Here is a 19,781-nt window from a genome sequence, read left to right as displayed (position 1 = left end):
ATTTTTATTTAAGCATTAAATTTATTTCTTTACCGCAGTTACAACCTGTGCTTCCTGTTTTGTGATATTATCAAATATTTGGGTAAATGCCGGATAATATTCTTTCGGGAAAACCGAATCATCTATTTGGGTGGTTGTTTCTACAGTTAATTTATTTCCGTTTTGGGTTACAAGATATGTGTACTGAAGGGCATTATCTTCTGTGCGGAATTTCTTCGATTTCGGTACATTCTCGAAAGCGTAACCTTCAGGAAGTGTTATCGTTACTTTTTTCACTCTATCATTCGGCGAATAAAATTCCAGGGGTGCTTTTCTCTCCGTATCCTGCTTAAATTCATGATTTTGAGCATAAAGGAAAAGCAGCGGATTGAAAACCAACTTGCTGCCAATGGCGTCCACGAATGTATCAGCAGAGAAATTGAACACGGTCTCGAAATCATTGTTCTCAAGTAAACTGTGCTTCATATTTGAAAGTGCAAACTTGTATTCATCTTTATAAGACTGGGCAAATTTTTCTTTATCATCAACATATCTCTCATTTACAACCATTGCGTAAAGTTTGGTATCGCGGTCAGCAAAACGTCCTTCGATAGTCCCATCAGGATTCAGATTTGCGTCAACGGTCAGTAAAGTTTTACTTACGTCTGGGTAAAATATATCGATTTGTTTTACCTCTTTCTTGCCCATAATCAATCCGTAATAATTAAGGGCTTTGGGTGCGATCATATTGATTTCGCTGTGTTTGTAAGCTCCGTCTAGCAAATAGATCTTGTTATTGTCAACGAAAGAAGAAATCACATAATTTAACTGCGTGATTGATGGATTATAGGAAAGCAGAAATCCGCGGTTTACAGTTGACATCACCACAGGATCGGCATTAATTCCCACACTTCTCAGCAGCATGGTAAGCAGCAGATTGATCTCTGCAGTGTTCCCCACCTTAGTCGAAACCAGATTTCTCACCCCTTTATCAGTAAATACTTCATCTTCGTTGTTCCAGGTGTAGTTTTTCTGAACGAATTTCAGCACAGCATCCGCTTTTTGAAGCGTAGGTAAATCCTTAATTTCGGCGGGCAGTAAATTTTTTACAACTCCTTCCCTATTAAGCTGCAAACCAAAATCATCATGTTCATAAAGCCGCTTACGAATATCTTCCCAGGTTGTCGCGTATGATTTGAAAACATTATTAATCATGGTAGAATTAAGTTCTGCCTTAATACCTGTTTTGTAATTATTATTGTTCATTACATACTTTTCTTCTTTGTAAGCAGGCACATTCTCATAAGCAAAACGGTAGGTCTGGTACTCATTGCCATACAGTTGTTTTTCTTCCATTACCCTGTGCGTTGGAGATAAAGAACCTTTGTAATTGATGGAATACCCTAAAGGTTTAGGCGTATCGAAAACGTACTCAATATACCTTACAGGGATTTCTTCTTCAATCAGCACACGTGGCGTAGAACTGAGGAACGGCGTGAGAACGGTGTAAGAATATTCAACCACCGATCCGTTCTTTACATTGGCAAATGCAAATTTGGTGATATTGTAGTTTTTATCTTCTTTTGACTTAAATTTTTCGTCTTTCGAGATTTTCGTAGCTACCATTTTCCCATTCTCAAAATTATAAGTATTGGCTTTCAGGTTACTTAATGTCTCACGGGAACCTCTGTTATCATCATAGACCGCAATTTCCTGGTTCAGATAATCGGCGGCATTATCTTTATTGTAAATCTTTACCCGGCTTACTATATTTTTGTAGAGGCTGCCATCGTAATCGATTCTGAAGTGGTATGACCGGTAAAGAATTTCTGCCGGAACGTCTCCGAATTTTGCGGATTTTTCACTTTTTAAATCTTCCTCTGAAAGTTTGGGCGTATCAAGAAATTTGTGCTGCGAAAAGATCAAACCTGATAAGCTCACGGCGAGAACCAATAAAATTTTCTTCATTATAATTTAGATATTAGGACTTTTGTATTGTCATTGCTGGCGGTTTTTTTTCGGAATGCCATGTAATCCTTGAATTTCTCTTTCGGATACAATCCTTTATTTATAGTTAATACACGGTGAACGATCAGTTTATCATCTTTCACCTTAAAATTGATAGAATAGGTGCCGAATTCAGTGGTGAGTGTAGAAGACTGTGGAACTTCGGCAATCTTGTATCCCTTTGGTAAATTGTATTCGATCTCATAATCATCCTGAAATGGGAATGAAGTCTCGAAAGGATGCAATCTTTCCTCATCAGCCGAAAACGTGACCGATTGGTAATAAGGCATTACCGGGAAAAACAAATCTGTCCCCAGTTTTTTAGAAAATCCGTTTGCGTTTAGTTTCAAATCGTAAACAATTCTGGCCTGATCTCTGTCATTGGTGAGATTTTCCACATTAATCTTATCGATTTTCAGATTATAATGTCGGTTTTTCATGGCTTCCTGAAGCTCATCATTTTTAAGACTGAAAAGCCGAAGGTTAGAATCATATTGTCCGCCCGAAAAAACAAAACTTGCGTCGGAAGCGATACTCCCATCCTCCTGCAATTGAATTTTTGCCAAAATCTTTTCTTTGCTCTGTTCCGGTTTGTACACTGGTGTGTTGACGATTTCGATTCCGTTTTCCTTTACTGCCAAGACATTCCGGTTATGGGAATTGTAGAAAAGATGATTAAAGGCTACTTTCTGCGAAGTATTCTCGAGCCAGATGGGCTCTTTTTCTGTTGGGATCATCAGAATCGCATGATTGCCCGAAAACTTAGGAAAATCCTTGTCAAAACTGATTACAGAATCATCTGCATAAATAATTGCATAATAAGAAGGAATACCCGCTGCAGTGAGTAATGTGCGCATATAATTGGTAAGTGCCTTACAGTCGCCATACCCTTTTTTGCTTACATCTGCCGCATGCATCGGCTGCCAGCCACCAATACCTATGGAAATAAATATATAGCGCGTTTTATCCTGCATGTACTGATAAAGCTTTTTGACCTTCTCTGAAGTTGTACCCGATAAATTGAGTTTAGCAACCTCGGCCATAATCTCCGGGGTTACTTCCGAAACAGGTGACATGAGTTGGTGATAATACCATTTGCCGAAAGTGTCCCAACTGGTCATATCTCCCTCTCTGCCTGCCAACGAAAACTTCTCCGGTGAAAATTCCACAGTAGGAATCAGGTAATCCAGACTTGGCGCAAGCGGCTCATGTTTAAGGGCCGGTATGTTTTCGTAAGAATACTTCCAGATTCCACCTTCGTCTGTATAGTTAACTTTTGCAATAGGCTTGTCACTGATTTTGGTGCGGATTTTAATCCCCGATTTATTCACCAGGGAAAATGAGCTTTTCTGTACCGCGAGCTGGTAAGTCCAAATCGGAGTAAAGTTGAGAAAGGCAGTATCCGAGGTATTCACCTCATAAGAAGTTCTTACTGTGTACGGATATTTCGTTGAAACCGGTCTCAACACTAAAATCCTGTCATCTACATAAAGACCTGCACTCGGGTTGTGGGTGTAATCTGAGAAATCCTTCTTGCTGAATGTCTTGAAAAGTTTACCGGCTGCATCATAAACTTCAACCTTAATATTGCTGACTTTTGTCGTAGGATTATACGGGATCGTCACAACCCCAAATTCATCACCGGAACTGTTCAGGACTGTAATAGCAACATTATTCTTTATTTCCATTTCATTCACCGCCTTCAGAATATGATCTTCAGAACTTTCGCGAATGATTGCCTTAGAATTTTTTAATAGATTTTCAGGTATGGATGTTATGCTGTAATCCTGGGCATAAACTGATACAGACACAACTGCAAAACACAGAAGGTAGAATTTTCTCATCAAATACTTTTTTGATTAATTAGTCGGATCTGGCACGAAAACCCGTTGTTTCAGCTCCTGATCAAAAAGATACATGGCTGAAGGGTTGTCGCATACCATTTTTATTTTTGTAACCAATTGTGAGGCATTGGCTTCTTCTTCAACCTGCTCGTTCACAAACCACTGCAGAAAAGAAACGGTAGCAAAATCTCCTTCATCGTTGGCATTTTTAAGGATATTAAATATACTTTTGGTTACAATTTTTTCGTGCTCGAGTGCTTTTTCGAAAATTTCTCTCGCATCTGTAAATTCATGTGGAGGTTTTGGGATCTCGCCCATCACAATTTCTGCCCCTACATCATTCATATAATCAAACATTTTGTCTGCGTGCATCAGTTCTTCTTTGCTCTGAACCCGGAAATAATTTGCGATCCCATCTAAATCCTTCGCTGAAAACCATGCAGACATTGATAAATAATACTGTGCAGCATACTGTTCCTTAGCAATTTGGTCGTTGATCAACGATCCAATTTTTGTACTTATCATAATAACTCTCGTTTTACCAAATATAAATAATTAACTTAAGGTGCACAAAAAAAGCGGAAAAGTTTATTTTTCCGCTTCCCTAAAAAATTTAAAATTATGAACTAGCTTTTAGCAGGCATCTGTTTCATTTGTTTCTCCTGCATCTTACTTCTTTTCTCCTGCATATTTTGTTGTTTTTTCGCCTCCCATTTTTGATACTGTTCAGGTGTCAAAATTTGTCTCATCTCAGCATTCCATTGTTCTCTTTTGGCTTTCATTGCCTCCATTTTGGCTTTTCTTTCAGCCTGTATTTGTGGAGCATTCTGTTTTCTTTCAGCTATTTTTTTATCCTGCAAAGCTTTGATCTGGGCAACCTGTCCGCTCGTAAGATTAAGTTCTGTCTGCATCATTTTCAGTTTTTCCTGTCTTTTCTGCTCCATCTGAGCGGGATCTTTTTTATGCATCATTGGTTTCTGCTGCGCCATTGCGAAAGTTCCGATTACTGCGAAAGCCGCACTTAAAACAATTTTTTTCATATCAATAATATTTGTTTGTTATTTGAAGGTTTGATGACAAAAAATAAAACAAGTTAAACGGTTGACGCACAATTTTTTGTTAAAGCATAACAACCTATATCGTAGTAATAATATCAGCGATTTTAATAATATTACAGCTATATTTAAAATCAAAAAAAAGAGAACAAATAATTGCTCTCTCTTAGTCTCATAAATTCCGTTCTATTTTCCTGACTTTCCTTTACTGTTCATATTTCCTTTAACATGTAAATGTGAGCCGTCATTTAGTTTTTTTCTTCTTTGATATTCGTTCATAGATTTAGTATTTACACCATTATTCCTTTTTTTAGACTGAATGGTATTATACTTTTTAACCTGATTGCTTTTGTAGTTATTTTTATTTCTGTTATAAACTGCAACAGGGTTCCGGCCTTTGTAATATTTGTTTTTGAATTTTTCATATTTACTTGGACCCATAATTCTTTCTATAGACGCGTAGCGGTCAGTTCTCCATTGGTCGGGATTGTGGCCATATATCCGATTCCAGGAATCATAATCAGAGTACTGATTATTAAGCGCAAATAAATCTGATTTCTGCTGCGGGCTAAGAAGTAAATTCGCTGCTACCGTCTGCCAGTTCACATCGGTAATACTTCTTCTGTAGTCATTGTAATAATCTGACTGTGAATAACCAAGGCTGAAAATTCCTAAACTCAGTATTGTGATTAACTTTTTCATTTTAGTAATATTTAAAGTTTTATGTGAAGGTAATTTCCATAACTGTGCCAAAAATTAAATAAGAAGAGCAGCCTCTACTGAAACTGCTCTTCCATCACTACTAACACTAAAAACTAAAATTATCGAGAGGTTAATCTCTGTCCCGGGATACGGGTTGTACTTCCCGGTTTTGCTGCCGGAGTCTGATTTCTCAAACCTCCTGAATTACTTTCTATCTTTTTCTGAGAAGTTGCATCACGCGATCCAGAGTTATCTCTGAAACCGCTGTTTTTCTGTATATTCTCAGTCTGCGGGCGGATTTCGCTATTTCGCGTTCCAATGGACGAAGCGCGGGGAGCGTTTCGTACCGGTGTATCATTTCCGTTTCGGAAACCATTATCGCGGGTGTTTTTATTTAAACCTTCATCATTTCTAAAACCACTTGATTTTGGAGTATTATTCCAGTTTCCATTTCCTGTGCGCGGTGAATTTTGGAATCCTATATTGTTTCGCGGATTGGACTGGTGGTAAGTTACACGGTTTACCCGATAGCGGTTCACATTAATATTTTTATACCTTGGGACTACATATACGTTGGTTACATAATGCTGTCTTCTGTAATTCTGCCAGTAATTTACAGGATGGTAACCATTGTAATAATTATTCTGATAAATGACAAAAACACGTGGGCCTAAAATTCTTTCTAAAGCGTAGAATCTGTCATAATACCATCTGTCTGGATTATATCGGTAATACGAATTCCAAGAAGCGTAAGAAGGAAATTGGTCATTAAGCATCATAATCTGCTGAATCTGCCATGGCGAAAGCCGGTACATGGAAAAAAACCTGCCCCAGTTTACATCATAAATGCTTCTCTCGTAATCATTATAATAACTTTGGTATAAATCATTACGGTAATAGTCTGAAGGATATTCGTAATAATAATCATCCGGAAAATAAAACTCATCATCGTAATCATTATAATAATATCCATTATTCTGGTTTGGATAAGAGTCCGGGAAATTCTGTGCGGAGATCAATGCTGCGAAGAACACCGAAAATCCAAGAAGTAATTTTTTCATTTCTATTAAACTTATTTTGGTCGTTAATACCAATCATTAGAAAAACGTGCCAAATTCAACGGTTGAAATCTGTGTTATCGCCTTTAAACAAAGGATTTACAGACCTCTCACATTACTTTGATTCAAATAAAAAAAAGAAGTTAAAGCAAAAGCCTTAACTTCTTATTACAAATTTATAAACACTTGATTTTCAATAGCTAAAAAATCAAATCAATACTTTCTGTACACTTCAAAAAATTTAAAAATATTCACACTTAACCGCGGTTAGAATCAACAACCCATCCGGCAATCTTTGAATTAAAGCCTTTCTTTTCCAACAGGCTTTCTAAAGTAAGATGCATACGGTATCTCCAGTAATGCGGAAATACAGCAGGATTATTAATTCTTTCGTCATCCATATTCGGATTTGTTAAATCAATATCTGTTGCCAGAAATTCCTGAATCGGGAAAATGGCAAGCATCGCATCATTATAAAGATGCTGTTTCATAATAATTTCCGCAAGTTGGGGTTCCAGATTCCACGGTGCTGTTCCCGACTGGCCAAGCTGCTGGTTAAAATACTGTTGCGTTAAGTTACGGTCCTCATGCCACCACTGGCGCAGTGTAGAACTGTCGTGGGAACTCGCCGTAACTACATTGAGATATGCTGCATTTTTAGGGTTGTACCACGGAATATCATCAGAAGGCATGCGCTGAACTTTCAATGCGGTAATTGCCAGCCGGTCCATTACCTGAGGCACGGATTCCGGAACAAGGCCTAAGTCTTCACCACAAATCAACATATCTGTTGCGTTCAGAATCACAGGAAGTTTTTCCATTGCCATTTCGTACCAAAGCCCATCCTGTCGCTTAAAGAAATAATCTACATACAAATCGTAAACAGCGTGCTGCTCCCACTGCGGAAGATTTTGGTAAGACGCTGTTTTATCGATATTAAATCTTGGGTGGTAAACCACTTCTCCATCAGCAGTTTCTTCCGGAAGGAAAAGAACATTAGCACAAAGCGAGATTAATTTTTCTTCCGCCCACGGATGAGGGTTCGTTTTAAAGTAATCGGCTAATTTTCTTTGGGTATCGAATTCTTCTTTGAAGGAATAAGTTCCGTCGAAATGGTTGTTCATAAATTGGTTATGAATCGAGTCCCGTTCGTCCCCAAATTCATTCCACAGAATCTGATCGTTGATAAAAGGTTTACAATACCGGTCATAATAAAAAGGAAGATGTCTTGCGGCAAACTCCTCCATTCTTACAGGAACTGCAGGATAGAAATAACCCAGAATACCCTGCGTGGCACTCATCGGCATTCGCCAGATTCTGAAAAACCCAAGAATATGATCGATCCGCATCGCATCGAAATACTGCTCCAAAGCTTTGAAACGGTTTTTCCACCAGCGGTAACCGTCTTCTTTCATCGCTTCCCAATTATAAGTCGGGAATTCCCAGTTCTGTCCTAAATCGGTGAACTGATCAGGCGGTGCTCCTGCCTGAAAATCCATTCCGAATAACTCGGGTTCTGTCCAGGCTTCTACAGAGTATCTGTAAATTCCGATCGGCAAATCGCCTTTTACCGAAATCCCCAAAGCATGAACATAATTTATTGCATCATTCAGCTGCAGGTGCAGCTGGTACTGAACCCAAGCATGAAGCATGGACTGCGAATAATCTTTACTGTTGGCACTGAAAAACGGAGCAATTTTCCCCGCAATATATTTTTTATGGGTTTTCCACAGGTTAAAGTTTGGCGTATTATATTTGTCGCGCAGTACACAGAATGCGGCATACGGCACAAGCCACTCCTCATTTTCCTTGATAAATTTCTTGAAATTTCTGTCCTTTAAAATCTCAGCTTGATGGAGTTCGAAAACTGCGTTTACAAATTTCCACTTCCCTGAAATCATCTTTTCATAATCGATGAGATTTAAAGAGTTCAGCTGCTGCTTCTCTTCCTGATATTCGGCAACAAGTTCATCCGGTAACGGGAATTCCATTTTTTCAACAGAAATATACTGAGGATGAAGCGCATATACCGAAATTGCAGCGTAGGGATAAGAATCCGTCCAGGAATAATTTGCCGTCGTATCATTAATCGGAAGAATCTGCAGAATCGAAAGATTTGCTTCTTTTGCCCAATCTGCAAGATTTCTTAAATCAGCAAACTCCCCAACACCGAAACCGTTTTCAGTTCTCATCGCGAAAACCGGAACTGCTACTCCGGCGGCATGATACATTTCGAAAGACTTAAATCGGAAATAATGATCTGCCTTAATCTGCAAAATATTCTTCTCCTGATTTGGGAGCGCCCATCTGTTGTCGCCGTATTCTATATCAAAAACTTCGCCTGTATTTCTGTCTCGCAGACCATACTTATACTGAATCATGAGATCCAGAGGAATTTCTACAGCCGCTTCCCAAATACCGAAATCGCTCTGCGCCATATTTACCGCGTAATCCTTGTTCCAATTTCCTAGCGCATCATTGCTGCCCATAATAACTAACTGCCAGTTTACCTGATAAATTGGTGCTTCTATTCGGAACAGATGGGTATGTCTCTTTAAAACCGGAGTTTTTTCCGGCTTAAACCCACTTAATTTATTTTTGAGGATTTTATTGTTGAGATAATTTTCAGGGAAGTTTTTCGAATTCCAGGAATCATAAATTAGGAATTCATCATAATTATGGGGAAAATTCAGCTGATGCAGAGAGAATTCTTCATCCAAAACCTCTTGTGTTTCGTTGACAAGACGGTATTTATAGGTTATATTTTTAGAAAAGTAATCAACCTCGGCTGTCCAGTTTCCATTATCAGTATAATACAGCGGATAGATTTTATCTTCGGCTGTTTCCTCAATGATTAAAAGCTGAAGATTCTCGCCCAGTTTGGTGAGGAAATTAATATTAAAAAAAAGCTTCATAACAGTTTGCAATTTGATATGCAATTTATGAAATTTGTTGCTTTTTTAAGTGCTAAATTGCGAATTAATTTAAGCAGCTTAGATATTGAAAAACAACTACTTATAAAGACATTACGCAAAGACACAAAAAAACCTTTCCGGCAGTTTGCCAAAAAGGTTGAGTTATGATTTATTATCTCTTAACTGAGAGAATAAGTTGTCCCTTCTCTTCCGTCTTTCAGTTCAATTCCTTCAGCCAAAAGTCGGTCACGGATTTGATCAGAAAGATCGAAATTTTTTGATTTTCTCGCCTGATTACGAAGTTCAATTAAAACCTGCAGCGTCTGGTCGAGTTTTTCATTGTTATTTTCCTCAATATTCTGCAATCCCAGAACTTCGTATACCAAGCCGCTGATGATATGCTGAAGCTCTTTTAACTCAGCCTCAGTAACTGTTTCTTTACCGTCTTTCAGTTTGAAGATAAAATTTACAGCTTCAAACAGGTGCGAAATCAGGATCGGTGAGTTGAAGTCATCAGTCAAAGCCGTATAACATTTCTCTTTCCACGCTGAGATATCGAAAGTGGAAGAATCTGAAGTTAAAAACCCAAAGCCTGAAAGTAATTTCATGGCTTCCATTAAGCGCTGAAAACCTTTCTCACTTGCTACCATCGCTTCATTTGAAATATCGAGTACACTTCGGTAATGTGCCTGTAAAAAGTTGAAACGCACGATCGCCGGATGAAAAGGTTTCTCGAAAAAATCATTGTTTCCTGAAACAAGTTCCATCGGCAGAATATAATTTCCTGTAGATTTGCTCATTCGCTGGCCATTCATTGTGAGCATATTCGCATGTAACCAATAATTTACCGGTTCGGTTCCGTTGCAGGCTTTCCCTTGTGCGACCTCACACTCATGATGCGGAAATTTCAAATCCATTCCGCCTCCGTGAATGTCAAACCTTTCTCCTAAATATTTCGTTGACATCGCAGTACATTCGAGATGCCAGCCAGGAAAACCTTCTCCCCAAGGCGAATTCCAGCGCATTATATGTGCAGGCGAAGCCGCTTTCCAAAGGGCGAAATCCTGGGGATTTTTCTTTTCGTTCTGTCCATCGAGATCGCGGGTGTTAGCGAAAAGTTCTTCGATATTTCTTCTTGAAAGTTCACCGTAATTCAGGCCGCGGCTGTTGTATTCCAAAACATCAAAATAAACCGAACCGTTACTTTCATAGGCGAAGCCTTTTTCAATCAGTTTTTGCGTAAGTTCAATCTGTTCCAGTATATGTCCGGTTGCTGTAGGTTCAATTGTTGGCGGAAGCAGGTTGAAGGTATCTAAAACCTTATGAAAATCTACCGTGTATTTCTGCACGATTTCCATAGGCTCCAGTTTTTCGAGGCGCGACTGTTTCACAAATCGGTCGTTATCTACATCACCGTCGTCGGTTAAATGTCCTGCATCGGTAATATTCCGTACATACCGGACTTTATACCCAAGATGAACAAGTGAGCGGTAAATAAAATCGAAAGACATAAAAGTACGTACGTTTCCGAGGTGTACATTGCTGTAAACCGTAGGTCCACAGACATACATCCCGACATTGTTCTCGTGGATGGGTCTGAAGATTTCCTTTTCGCCGGAAAGCGAGTTGTATATTTTAAGTTCCATTTTTAAAATTGTGGTTTAAAAGAGTAATATTAGAATCCGTTAATCAAACTTTGCATGACTGCCTACATAATGAAGGAACTCCTGTCTTGTAATCGGATTGGTTCTGAAAATTCCGCTGAGTTCTGCTGTTATGGTAGAGCTGGCAGTATCCTTAATCCCGCGACAATTCACACAAAGGTGTTTCGCATCGATGATACAGGCAACATCTTTAGTTCCTAACGCTGTCTTTAGCGCATCTACAATCTGCATTGTCAGTCTTTCCTGAACCTGCGGACGTTTGGAATAATAATCTACAATCCTGTTAATTTTAGAAAGACCAATTACTTCACCGTTTGAAATATAGGCAACATGCGCTTTTCCGATAATGGGCAAAAAATGATGCTCGCAAAATGAATATACCGTAATATCTTTCTCCACCAACATCTGTCGGTATTTGTACTTATTAGAGAAGGTTGAAATACCCGGTTTGTTTTCCGGAAGAAGTCCGCCGAAAATCTCATTTACATACATTTTGGCTACACGCTTAGGAGAATCTTTCAAAGAATCATCTGTCATATCCATCCCTAAAGTTTCCATAATCTGATGAAAATGGTGCTTGATGATTTCAATTTTTTCCTCGGGGGATTTTTCAAAAGCATCCGGCCGCAAGGGAGTATGATCTTTTCCGGTAAACAGGTCGTCGTCGTTATCTATATCCTGATTCATATCTTTTTAATGAAAACACAAAATTAGGGATTTAATTTTTGATTTCGGAATTAGTTTAAAATGTATTATCCAGCCATAGATGCTAAAATACAAATGCTTCAATCAAAAAAACTCAGAAAAAATATTCTGAGTTTTTATAATTTAGAAACCACCCCCGCTTCCTGCAAAAGTAAATGTCGCCGTTAAACCGGCCCTTACTGTCGACAGCGGGAAGGCTGTGGAAATCTTGTATCTCGTTAGCAGCTGATCATAGAATAATCTGATGTTGAAATTCTGCGACATATTGTAATCTGCAGAGAGTTTGATGCTCATCATCCGTTGACCGCCTGTTACCTGCGAATCGTTCTGAAGGATATTGGTGATTCTGGTCTGGCTGTCTCTCAAAGAGAAATCTCCGCGGATATTCAGATCACTTTTCAGAGTTCTCTCTTTTCCTTTGAAGTTCATTTTAAGTTTCAAATCTTTCATAATGTAACCGAAACCTAGGATATATTCATTTCCTGCATCTTCTGTCAGCGTATGATTCACCAGGCCGAGCATAAACATTCTGTCGCGGTTGTACTGCGCACGGAACTGCATATTGTTTCGCATGGTTACATCGGCTCCGATAAGCGGTGCAAAAGCTTCTACATAACCGACTTGCGAGAAGGTGTAAGGATTGAATTCGTTCCCAAAAGTATCCGTTTGCGGTGCAGTTGGGTTATTCTGGAAATTATAATAATCAACACTAGACTGTATTCCGGTCGCCGTGTAGGTTGAAGTATACCCGTGAAGAATATCGAATTTAGAAAACTGGCTGTTTACAAACGGAATGTTCTTTAGCCCTGAATAAGTCACACGCCAGTTCGGAAGCGGGAAACCGGATTTTTTCGGATCGGTAAGCTCGCCGTTTACTGATCTTCCTTCTACTGCTGCCTGGAAAGCCGGAATCAGGATATAAGCATCTCCCAAACCTTTACCGCTGGCAAAATCAACTGGATTATAAACCCCGCCGGACTGCTGATAAATCTGTCTTGCGTTTTCGTACATGGTATCATAAATACTTTTCCCGTCAACAAACGCAGTGTTAAAAGTCCACGCTGTTCTGGAATACGAAATCATATCGGTTCCGAATGAAAACTGGAATCCGTTTGCTGCATTGGAGTCTGCATCAACATTATAACCTCCCTGAATGAAATTGCTGTTATAATTCTTCAGGAAATTCACATCGATCCGGAAATCATTAACCGGCATAATCTGAACATTGGCAAGGAAATTCTGATTCTTCATCTGCGTATAAGGATCATTCATGTACGGAGAATCCGAAAGCCAGCCGTTTTCAATTGCCGTTCTGCGGATGTCTGCCTGAGAACCAAGAAGGAAACCATAAGTCGGGCCGCCTAAAGTCTGTCCGTAACCGTACCAGTTCGGCGCAGAAAGCAAGCCCGGAAGAACAGTCCCATTATTCTCATTATAAGAAATATCGAGCTGCTTGATCGAGGTCAAAGCATAAGCAATACTCTGAACCGGATTCAGCTTGTTCTTGAATTTATAAGATTTAAAGTTCCGTTTTGCGTTTTTCTTCTGCCAGGCCAGATTGTAAACATTATTCAGGGAATCGATTTCCTGTCTGCGTTTCTGCATTTTGGTATTGATGTTCTGGAAATATTTGAATTTGCTGAAGAACTTGGGAACATCAACACTTGAAGTGGCCACAATATTATTGGTGTTCTGCCCGATGCTTCCGAGACTTTCAGCAACATTGGTTTCAGGGTTTACAAAATTAGTCATCACCGTACTTCGTGCATTCCAGTTATAGGTGAATCCATATCCTACTTCAGCATTGATGAAATCCAGATAAGGCAGATATTCGAACGGGAAACGGTAATTCAACTGAACACGGTGGTTGTACAGTACCGGTCTTCCGGCACGGAACGGATCCGCGAAGATCGACTTAGTGTTCATGTCATTCACACTCAAATTGTCATTAAGTGTACGCATCGCGGAATTGATTTCGAGTTTTAAAGATTTAGTAAAATTAAATCCTAAACCGTATTGCCAGCCGAAATAGAAGTTTCTGTTTCGTATCACATCAAAATCCTGACCTGTATTTCCGTTAAGAATCGCCTCAATATTGCGGAATTCGAGTTCATTATAATTTCTGTCGATCTCTGTTCTGAAAGATAATCTTGTCGGAACTGGGTTGAAGTTGACTTCTTTGATGAACCTTAAATATTTATAAGATTTCGCGGTATCGCTAACCAGTTTATTAAACGGCCTTAAAACCCAAGGTTTGAAGTTGTAATTATAATCTACATAGCCCCGTAAATACTGGCGGTAGTTTTTCTTGGTATAAACATCGCGGTAATAATCATCGTTGTAAACTGTAGTTAAAGAAAGGTTTTCTACATCATAAAACTTCGGTTTTTTGTTCGGATTCATTCTTTCCTTACGCATGTTGACCACACCGATACTTCTCTGCTGCGTGTAAGTTCTTGCAACTTTTTTCAGCTGATCTCTGTTCGGAGCTTCCTCAAAAGTCACATCATTATCCAGCGGATTGTATTTAGGATCCTCTATCGTTTGCGTGTAGGAATAATTGACAGGAATCTTCATCCCCGCTTTTTCGGGCAGAAATTTATCGACATTTACGGTTGTATTTACATTAAATGCTGAAAGGGTTGACTGTGCTCTTTCCGAAGGTTTTTCGGTAATTCCACCGAAACCGATGGTTGAGTAGGAAGCATTCGCATTTACCAAAGCAAAATCACCAAGATTGAAGTTTACACTTGCATTTCCTGCATAACCACCTTTGTTTTCAATTTCTGAAAGACGAATTTCGTTGACCCAAAGTACCAGGTCTTTTGAATTAACTTCATCTTTGTTACGTACCCCCAACATAATGGTGGTTACGTTGCCTAAACTTGGCCGCCCTTTGATGAAGATTTTTTTGTTCGGATCGATGGTTGAATATTCCATATCCTCGGTTCTGTCATCAATCAGAATCTGTGAATTTCCGTCACGTCTCAATTTAGCATCCACAAAATTCTGAATCAGAAGATCAACTGAATTTTCTGCAGGCCATATTTCCATTGGCGAAGTTGCATTTTTCGGAGTGTACGTTAAAGAAGTTTCGTATTCGTAATAGTTGTCGCTCGCATCGCTACCAAAACGGATGAAGAATTTAGCGTTCGGGTCCAAACCGTTGCTCTGTGCACCAGCTCTTACATCCTCAGCATGTACAAAAAGTTCAAGATTTTTGTAGCGTCTCATATCTAAAGCCACATTCTTGAAAACCCCACGAGCAGTCTTAGGCTCAATCGGCGCGGTTTTCATATAAAGCGACGCTTCGTTCTGTCTTTGAGCACCCGCGTTTCCGCTTAAAACCTGTCTTTCGATTCCCGGAGGAAGTACGTACGGAGGTTGATTCAGGCCGTTTTCCTCCAGGTTTACGCTTCCTACATCCAGATTTTTATTGTCTACAGGATTTATTCCTTCAGTATCCGTGGTGTTGGTTGCGATGTCTTTGGTATATTTTCTCCAGTCGCTTCTTACCAGATCCAAAGTTCCGAAACGGATGGTCGCCGCCTGATCGAATCCTGTTAAAAGCATTCTTGCAAAACGTACATTATTAAGAATTGAAAGATCTTTCACCCCGCCTTCATTCGCTCCCTGATCAAACTGGGAAACGGGTACGCGGAAAAGGTACCATTTATTGGAAGAAGTCTGTCCGTTCTGGAATTTCACTTCAACTTCCTTTTCATCAACAATAAATTTCTGGCCCAACGCGAGGCTCGATTTATCCAGATTGATAGTGTACTGTGTATAATTTTCGCTTTGATCCAGGTTATAATCCCGGTTTACATCTTCTGCATCCGGCGTTTGGGTAGCTACCTCCAGCGTATTGCTCTGTGAATTTCCTTCAGGATTTCGGAAATATTTATAACGTTCAGTAAGCGAAGATGCCTGTGTTCCCTGGAATTTATCCGACAGGTAAAATAAGAAATCATCAGAAGCCGGATCCGGCGTATTGGTTACCGGATTAATGAAATTGGTCCCGAACTTAGCAGCTTCTCCAAAAGCATCCAAACCGTCATATCCTAAATCCTGCGCTGTTCTCTCTTCATTTTCAGTGGAAAAAGCATAAAGAATCGGAAATTGGTTTGGCTGGCTTCCCCAGTTTGTAGTGGTGGTATTTGCCGGAACATTCGGAGTTGGCAAACCATTTTCGTACTGTAGTTTTCCGTCTTTCAGAACATCCTCCGAAACATTACCCAAGTGTAGCAAAAGTTTAGGATTTGCACCTAAGTTATTTCCGTCAGCATAAGGATCCATCATCCAGAATTCAACATATTCAATATTGGAATTGATAAAATTGGAAACTGAAATCGGTCTCATCAACCCACCCCATCTTTCCTGAGTGCTTTCGCTGTTAGGATTTACGTTGTACGGACCTCTTTCGGTTGGGAAATAGCTAATGTCAAATGTATTGGTATAAAGCTGTTCGCCGGCTACGAAATCACGCGAATTATACAATTCCTGAGTCTGAACTCTTCTGGAAGCATGATTGGAAACCGCCTGAGCATTGATTCCGTTCGGTGCTTTTCCGCCAATTCCGTAAAAACGCGGATCGATATTGTACCAGGTCATCAAACCCCTGCCGTTGCCGTGGTCCAGATTATCATTCAATGTTGAATTAAAGAAATAAGGCTCCGGATTTTTTTCAGGTTTCGAAGCTAAACTCCACATTGCAGGTTCCTTTAAAGAAATTTTCGATGTGGTTTGTTCAAAATCGTCGATATAAGACTGGTCGCCGATTCCTTTATTCTGTCCCGGAATCAGATAAGCGCCTTCTGCTGCAAAACTCAGATTTGAAGCCGCTTCAGTATTTACAAAAGGAATTTTATCGGTAAGCCTGGTAAGAAACGGCAATTCATTATTGTACATGATGTTGAAGCCTGCCATGGTGTTATTCACCGCTTCCTGACCGAAGTTCACCTTCTGAGTTAAAGGTGTTTCCGCATAATTTACCACCGTTCCGCCGATGGTTAAATGCTCATTGAATTTTCGCTCCAGATTAAGTCCTAAAAATCTCTTTCTCTGGGTATTGAAAGTCAGTTGGTTTTCCAGGGAAATATTAATCGCCTGACCGGACTGTTTCACGGTTTCATTAATGATATTCACCGTTCCGAGCATGTAATCTACGGTATAATCAATCCCTTCCTGAAGCTGAACTCCATTGGCGGTAACTTTCACCGAGCCCTGGGGAACGTTGATCGCTCCCAAAGAAATTCCCGTTCCCTGTGAACCTTTGAATCGGCCTTCCATGGTGTATCCTAAAGCAAGTCGGTTTTCAGAGGCTACGTTTTTGAACTGATCGTACAATTCATTAAACACGAACTTCGGATCGCTGCTTCCCAAGACGCTTTGCAAATAAGCACCAAAAGGTTTTGCTTTAGTAAAAATTATTTTTCCGTTTTCAGGGTCTACCGTAATTCCGGGTACAAAATCGAAAATCCCGTCTCCGGTTGTGGTTCCGTTCTGCTGTAAATCGTTATTCATGTTGAGACGGTCCCAATTGAAAAGTTTTAGGAGATTAATATCCTGAACCGGTGTATTCGGCAAATAGTTTACTTTTCCGCTCTGGGCATCTCTTAAATAAACATTCAGTAAAAATCCGTCCTGATTGATGTCGTTTGAATTAAGCGCATAAATATTCTTCATCATCAAATCCCACATCGGCGTAGTCGTCGTGGTTTTGGTATTCGATTTCAAAAGCTTCGTGATGAGCACCGGACTTTCTTCCGAAAACTCACCCACTTTATACACTTTATTGTCTCCGTTCAGTGTATAGGTATAAGCGACAGTTAACAGCTGATTGTCATTAAGCCTCTGGTTGAGTGACAAATATCCCAATTGCGGATGAAATTTGAATTCATTCTGGTTAAGCTTTCTGGCTTTTCTGTTGAAAATAAACTGCTCCCCATCAGTATATGTTTCAGGAGAACCGTTAGCATTTGGAAAAGACTGCCCATTAATCGCATTGTATGCAGTATTGACGTCCCGGATTCCAGCGCCAAGACTTACGATTCCATGGTAAAGATTATTCTGCGAATTATCCGGGTAACCCGAAACTCCTTCTCCCAAATCACGGATCCCCAAAATTCCTTTCTGATCCTGGAGATTTCCCGAACCCTGATCCAAAACCCAGGCCTCGATCCTTGTGATACTGATTCTGGAATTAATCTGAGGATAATTCAGTAATGCATTATCGTAAGAATTCAGGAAATAATGACCTAAATAGTAATGCTGGTTGTCTTCGTAATCAATGGCATTGAGTTTAAAGGTATTCATTACGCCGCCACCCTGCGCGATAATGTTACGTGCTTCTCCCTGTTGTTGTGAGAATACAAGGGTTCCGGTGGTTTTACCCAACTGAAATTCAGTCTTTAAACCAAACAGTGATTCGGAACCACGAATCAGGCTTGTAGAAAGTGGCATATTGACGTTTCCGAATTCAACCCGCTTGATGATTTTGTCCTCGCCGCCGGTAGTTTTATCGTTTAAACCTTTGCTTTGCAGATCCTTCCAGGTTCCTTTTGCCTGCCACACGAGATTCATTCTGTTCTCAAAAGCAAACCCGCTCTGGGTGTCATAATTGGCTTTAAGCTGTAAATTTTCACCTACTTTACCCAGCAATCCCAACTGAATTCGCTGCTGAATATCAATAGCGAAATTCGTTCTGTTCTGAGGTAAGATTAAAGGGTTGTCGATTTTCTGGTAAAGACCGCCAATATCGAAAGAAGCAAAGCCCTGAGGAATAATTTCAATTTTATTGCCTCCAAAGATCGATTCGAAGAGTTTGTTTTTAATATTCAGACTCGGGAGCAGGCCTTTTTTCTCTGCATCAGTCTGGTCTTTTCTGTAACCAAGATTGTTGACTGATGATTTTTCTTTGTAATATTCGCTCAGTTGATTATTGAGCATATACTGATAATATTCTGCCGAAGTCATCGACACAGGATTGCCAACCACCATATTTCCGATTTTAGGATACAGAACATACATTCCGCTTGCGACATCGTAAAATGCCTCGTAGCGGGTGGGGTTAGGTAACGAAAAATCCTGCCTTACTGAGCTGCTGTCGGCAGGTTTTACCTGCGCAAAAGCATTCGCAAAAGAAACACAAAGGAATACTAACAGAAAAAATTTATGCTGAAAAAAACTATTCTTCTCCAAATGTTAAATGTTTTTTAAAATTTGCTTCACCAAATCTTCTACTGAGAAATCCGGATTTTGCTTTAGAACACGGTCTGCAATCTTCTCACTCATTTTTTTAGAAATCCCCAAAACCTCTAATGCAGATAACGCCTCTTCTTTTACTTTATTATTTACAAATGTAGAAATATTTTCATCAGAAACCTTGAATTTTTGGACTTTATCACGCAGATCCACAATGATTCTTTCCGCGGTTTTCGTCCCGATTCCTTTCACTTTCTGAAGCAGTAAACTGTTATTGTTCATAATGGCCGAAGCGATTTCTTCAAGACTTAAAGAGGACAGCATAATGATGGCAGAAACCGGACCTACTCCATTAACAGAAATTAACAGATTGAAGAGTTCTTTTTCTAAAATTGTGTTAAACCCGAAGAGCAAGTGCGCATCCTCACGAATTATCTGCTGAATATGGAGAAACGTTGGCTGGCCTAAAACCAGTTTTTCTGAAGTCTGCAAACTGATCCCGACAAAATAACCGACACCGCCTACATCAATAATTACTGAAGTGGGATTAAGTTCCTGAACTGTCCCTTTTAAAGAATAAATCATTTTATGTTTTTGAAAGAGCCAAATATAAGATTTTTAAAATTTTAATCCATATTCTTTTCTCCTT

At 39.6% G+C, this 19,781-nt stretch carries 11 protein-coding genes; all 11 read right to left on the bottom strand.

What is annotated here, in order from left to right; all coding sequences use genetic code 11:
• Nucleotides 1-21: 21 nt before the first annotated feature.
• The 11 genes from KTV93_RS08595 to ruvA all read right to left on the bottom strand — a co-directional run bounded on the left by KTV93_RS08595 (nucleotide 22) and on the right by ruvA (nucleotide 19,717).
• Nucleotides 22-1,947 (bottom strand): transglutaminase family protein, encoded by a 1,926-nt coding sequence (locus KTV93_RS08595; RefSeq protein ID WP_218248544.1) that lies wholly within the window; start codon nucleotides 1,945-1,947, stop codon nucleotides 22-24.
• Entirely contained in the window at nucleotides 1,947-3,830 is a 1,884-nt protein-coding gene (locus KTV93_RS08590) for a DUF3857 domain-containing protein (protein WP_218248543.1), read from the bottom strand. The genes KTV93_RS08595 and KTV93_RS08590 overlap by 1 nt, the downstream gene beginning before the upstream one ends.
• Nucleotides 3,831-3,845: 15 nt before the next feature.
• Entirely contained in the window at nucleotides 3,846-4,355 is a 510-nt protein-coding gene (locus KTV93_RS08585; RefSeq protein WP_218248542.1) for a ferritin, read from the bottom strand.
• 101 nt (nucleotides 4,356-4,456) lie between these two features.
• Nucleotides 4,457-4,870: a hypothetical protein gene (locus tag KTV93_RS08580; RefSeq protein WP_218248541.1), complete on the bottom strand. Its 414-nt coding sequence runs from the start codon at nucleotides 4,868-4,870 to the stop codon at nucleotides 4,457-4,459.
• A gap of 201 nt (nucleotides 4,871-5,071) precedes the next feature.
• The gene (locus KTV93_RS08575) at nucleotides 5,072-5,587 is read right to left on the bottom strand and encodes a hypothetical protein (protein WP_218248540.1); all 516 of its coding nucleotides are present in this window, start codon (nucleotides 5,585-5,587) and stop codon (nucleotides 5,072-5,074) included.
• Between the two features lie 119 nt (nucleotides 5,588-5,706).
• Nucleotides 5,707-6,648 carry a hypothetical protein gene (locus KTV93_RS08570; protein ID WP_218248539.1) on the bottom strand — a complete coding sequence of 314 codons (942 nt, stop codon included), beginning with the start codon at nucleotides 6,646-6,648 and terminating at the stop codon, nucleotides 5,707-5,709.
• 254 nt (nucleotides 6,649-6,902) lie between these two features.
• Nucleotides 6,903-9,560 carry a 4-alpha-glucanotransferase gene (locus KTV93_RS08565; RefSeq protein ID WP_218248538.1) on the bottom strand — a complete coding sequence of 886 codons (2,658 nt, stop codon included), beginning with the start codon at nucleotides 9,558-9,560 and terminating at the stop codon, nucleotides 6,903-6,905.
• Nucleotides 9,561-9,739: 179 nt separating this feature from the next.
• Entirely contained in the window at nucleotides 9,740-11,206 is a 1,467-nt protein-coding gene (gene cysS, locus KTV93_RS08560) for a cysteine--tRNA ligase (RefSeq protein WP_218248537.1), read from the bottom strand.
• A 39-nt stretch (nucleotides 11,207-11,245) separates the two neighbouring features.
• Complete coding sequence (gene folE, locus KTV93_RS08555; RefSeq protein ID WP_218248536.1) at nucleotides 11,246-11,911, bottom strand: GTP cyclohydrolase I FolE; 666 nt, start codon at nucleotides 11,909-11,911, stop codon at nucleotides 11,246-11,248.
• Nucleotides 11,912-12,052: 141 nt separating this feature from the next.
• The gene (gene sov / locus KTV93_RS08550) at nucleotides 12,053-19,129 is read right to left on the bottom strand and encodes a T9SS outer membrane translocon Sov/SprA (RefSeq protein ID WP_218248535.1); all 7,077 of its coding nucleotides are present in this window, start codon (nucleotides 19,127-19,129) and stop codon (nucleotides 12,053-12,055) included.
• 3 nt (nucleotides 19,130-19,132) lie between these two features.
• On the bottom strand, nucleotides 19,133-19,717 hold the full coding sequence (gene ruvA, locus KTV93_RS08545; protein WP_218248534.1) for a Holliday junction branch migration protein RuvA: 585 nt from the start codon (nucleotides 19,715-19,717) through the stop codon (nucleotides 19,133-19,135).
• Nucleotides 19,718-19,781: the final 64 nt, after the last annotated feature.

Origin of the sequence: Kaistella faecalis (assembly GCF_019195395.1) — a bacterium.
GTDB classification, from domain to species: domain Bacteria; phylum Bacteroidota; class Bacteroidia; order Flavobacteriales; family Weeksellaceae; genus Kaistella; species Kaistella faecalis.
This window is presented reverse-complemented; position numbering and strand designations above follow the sequence as displayed.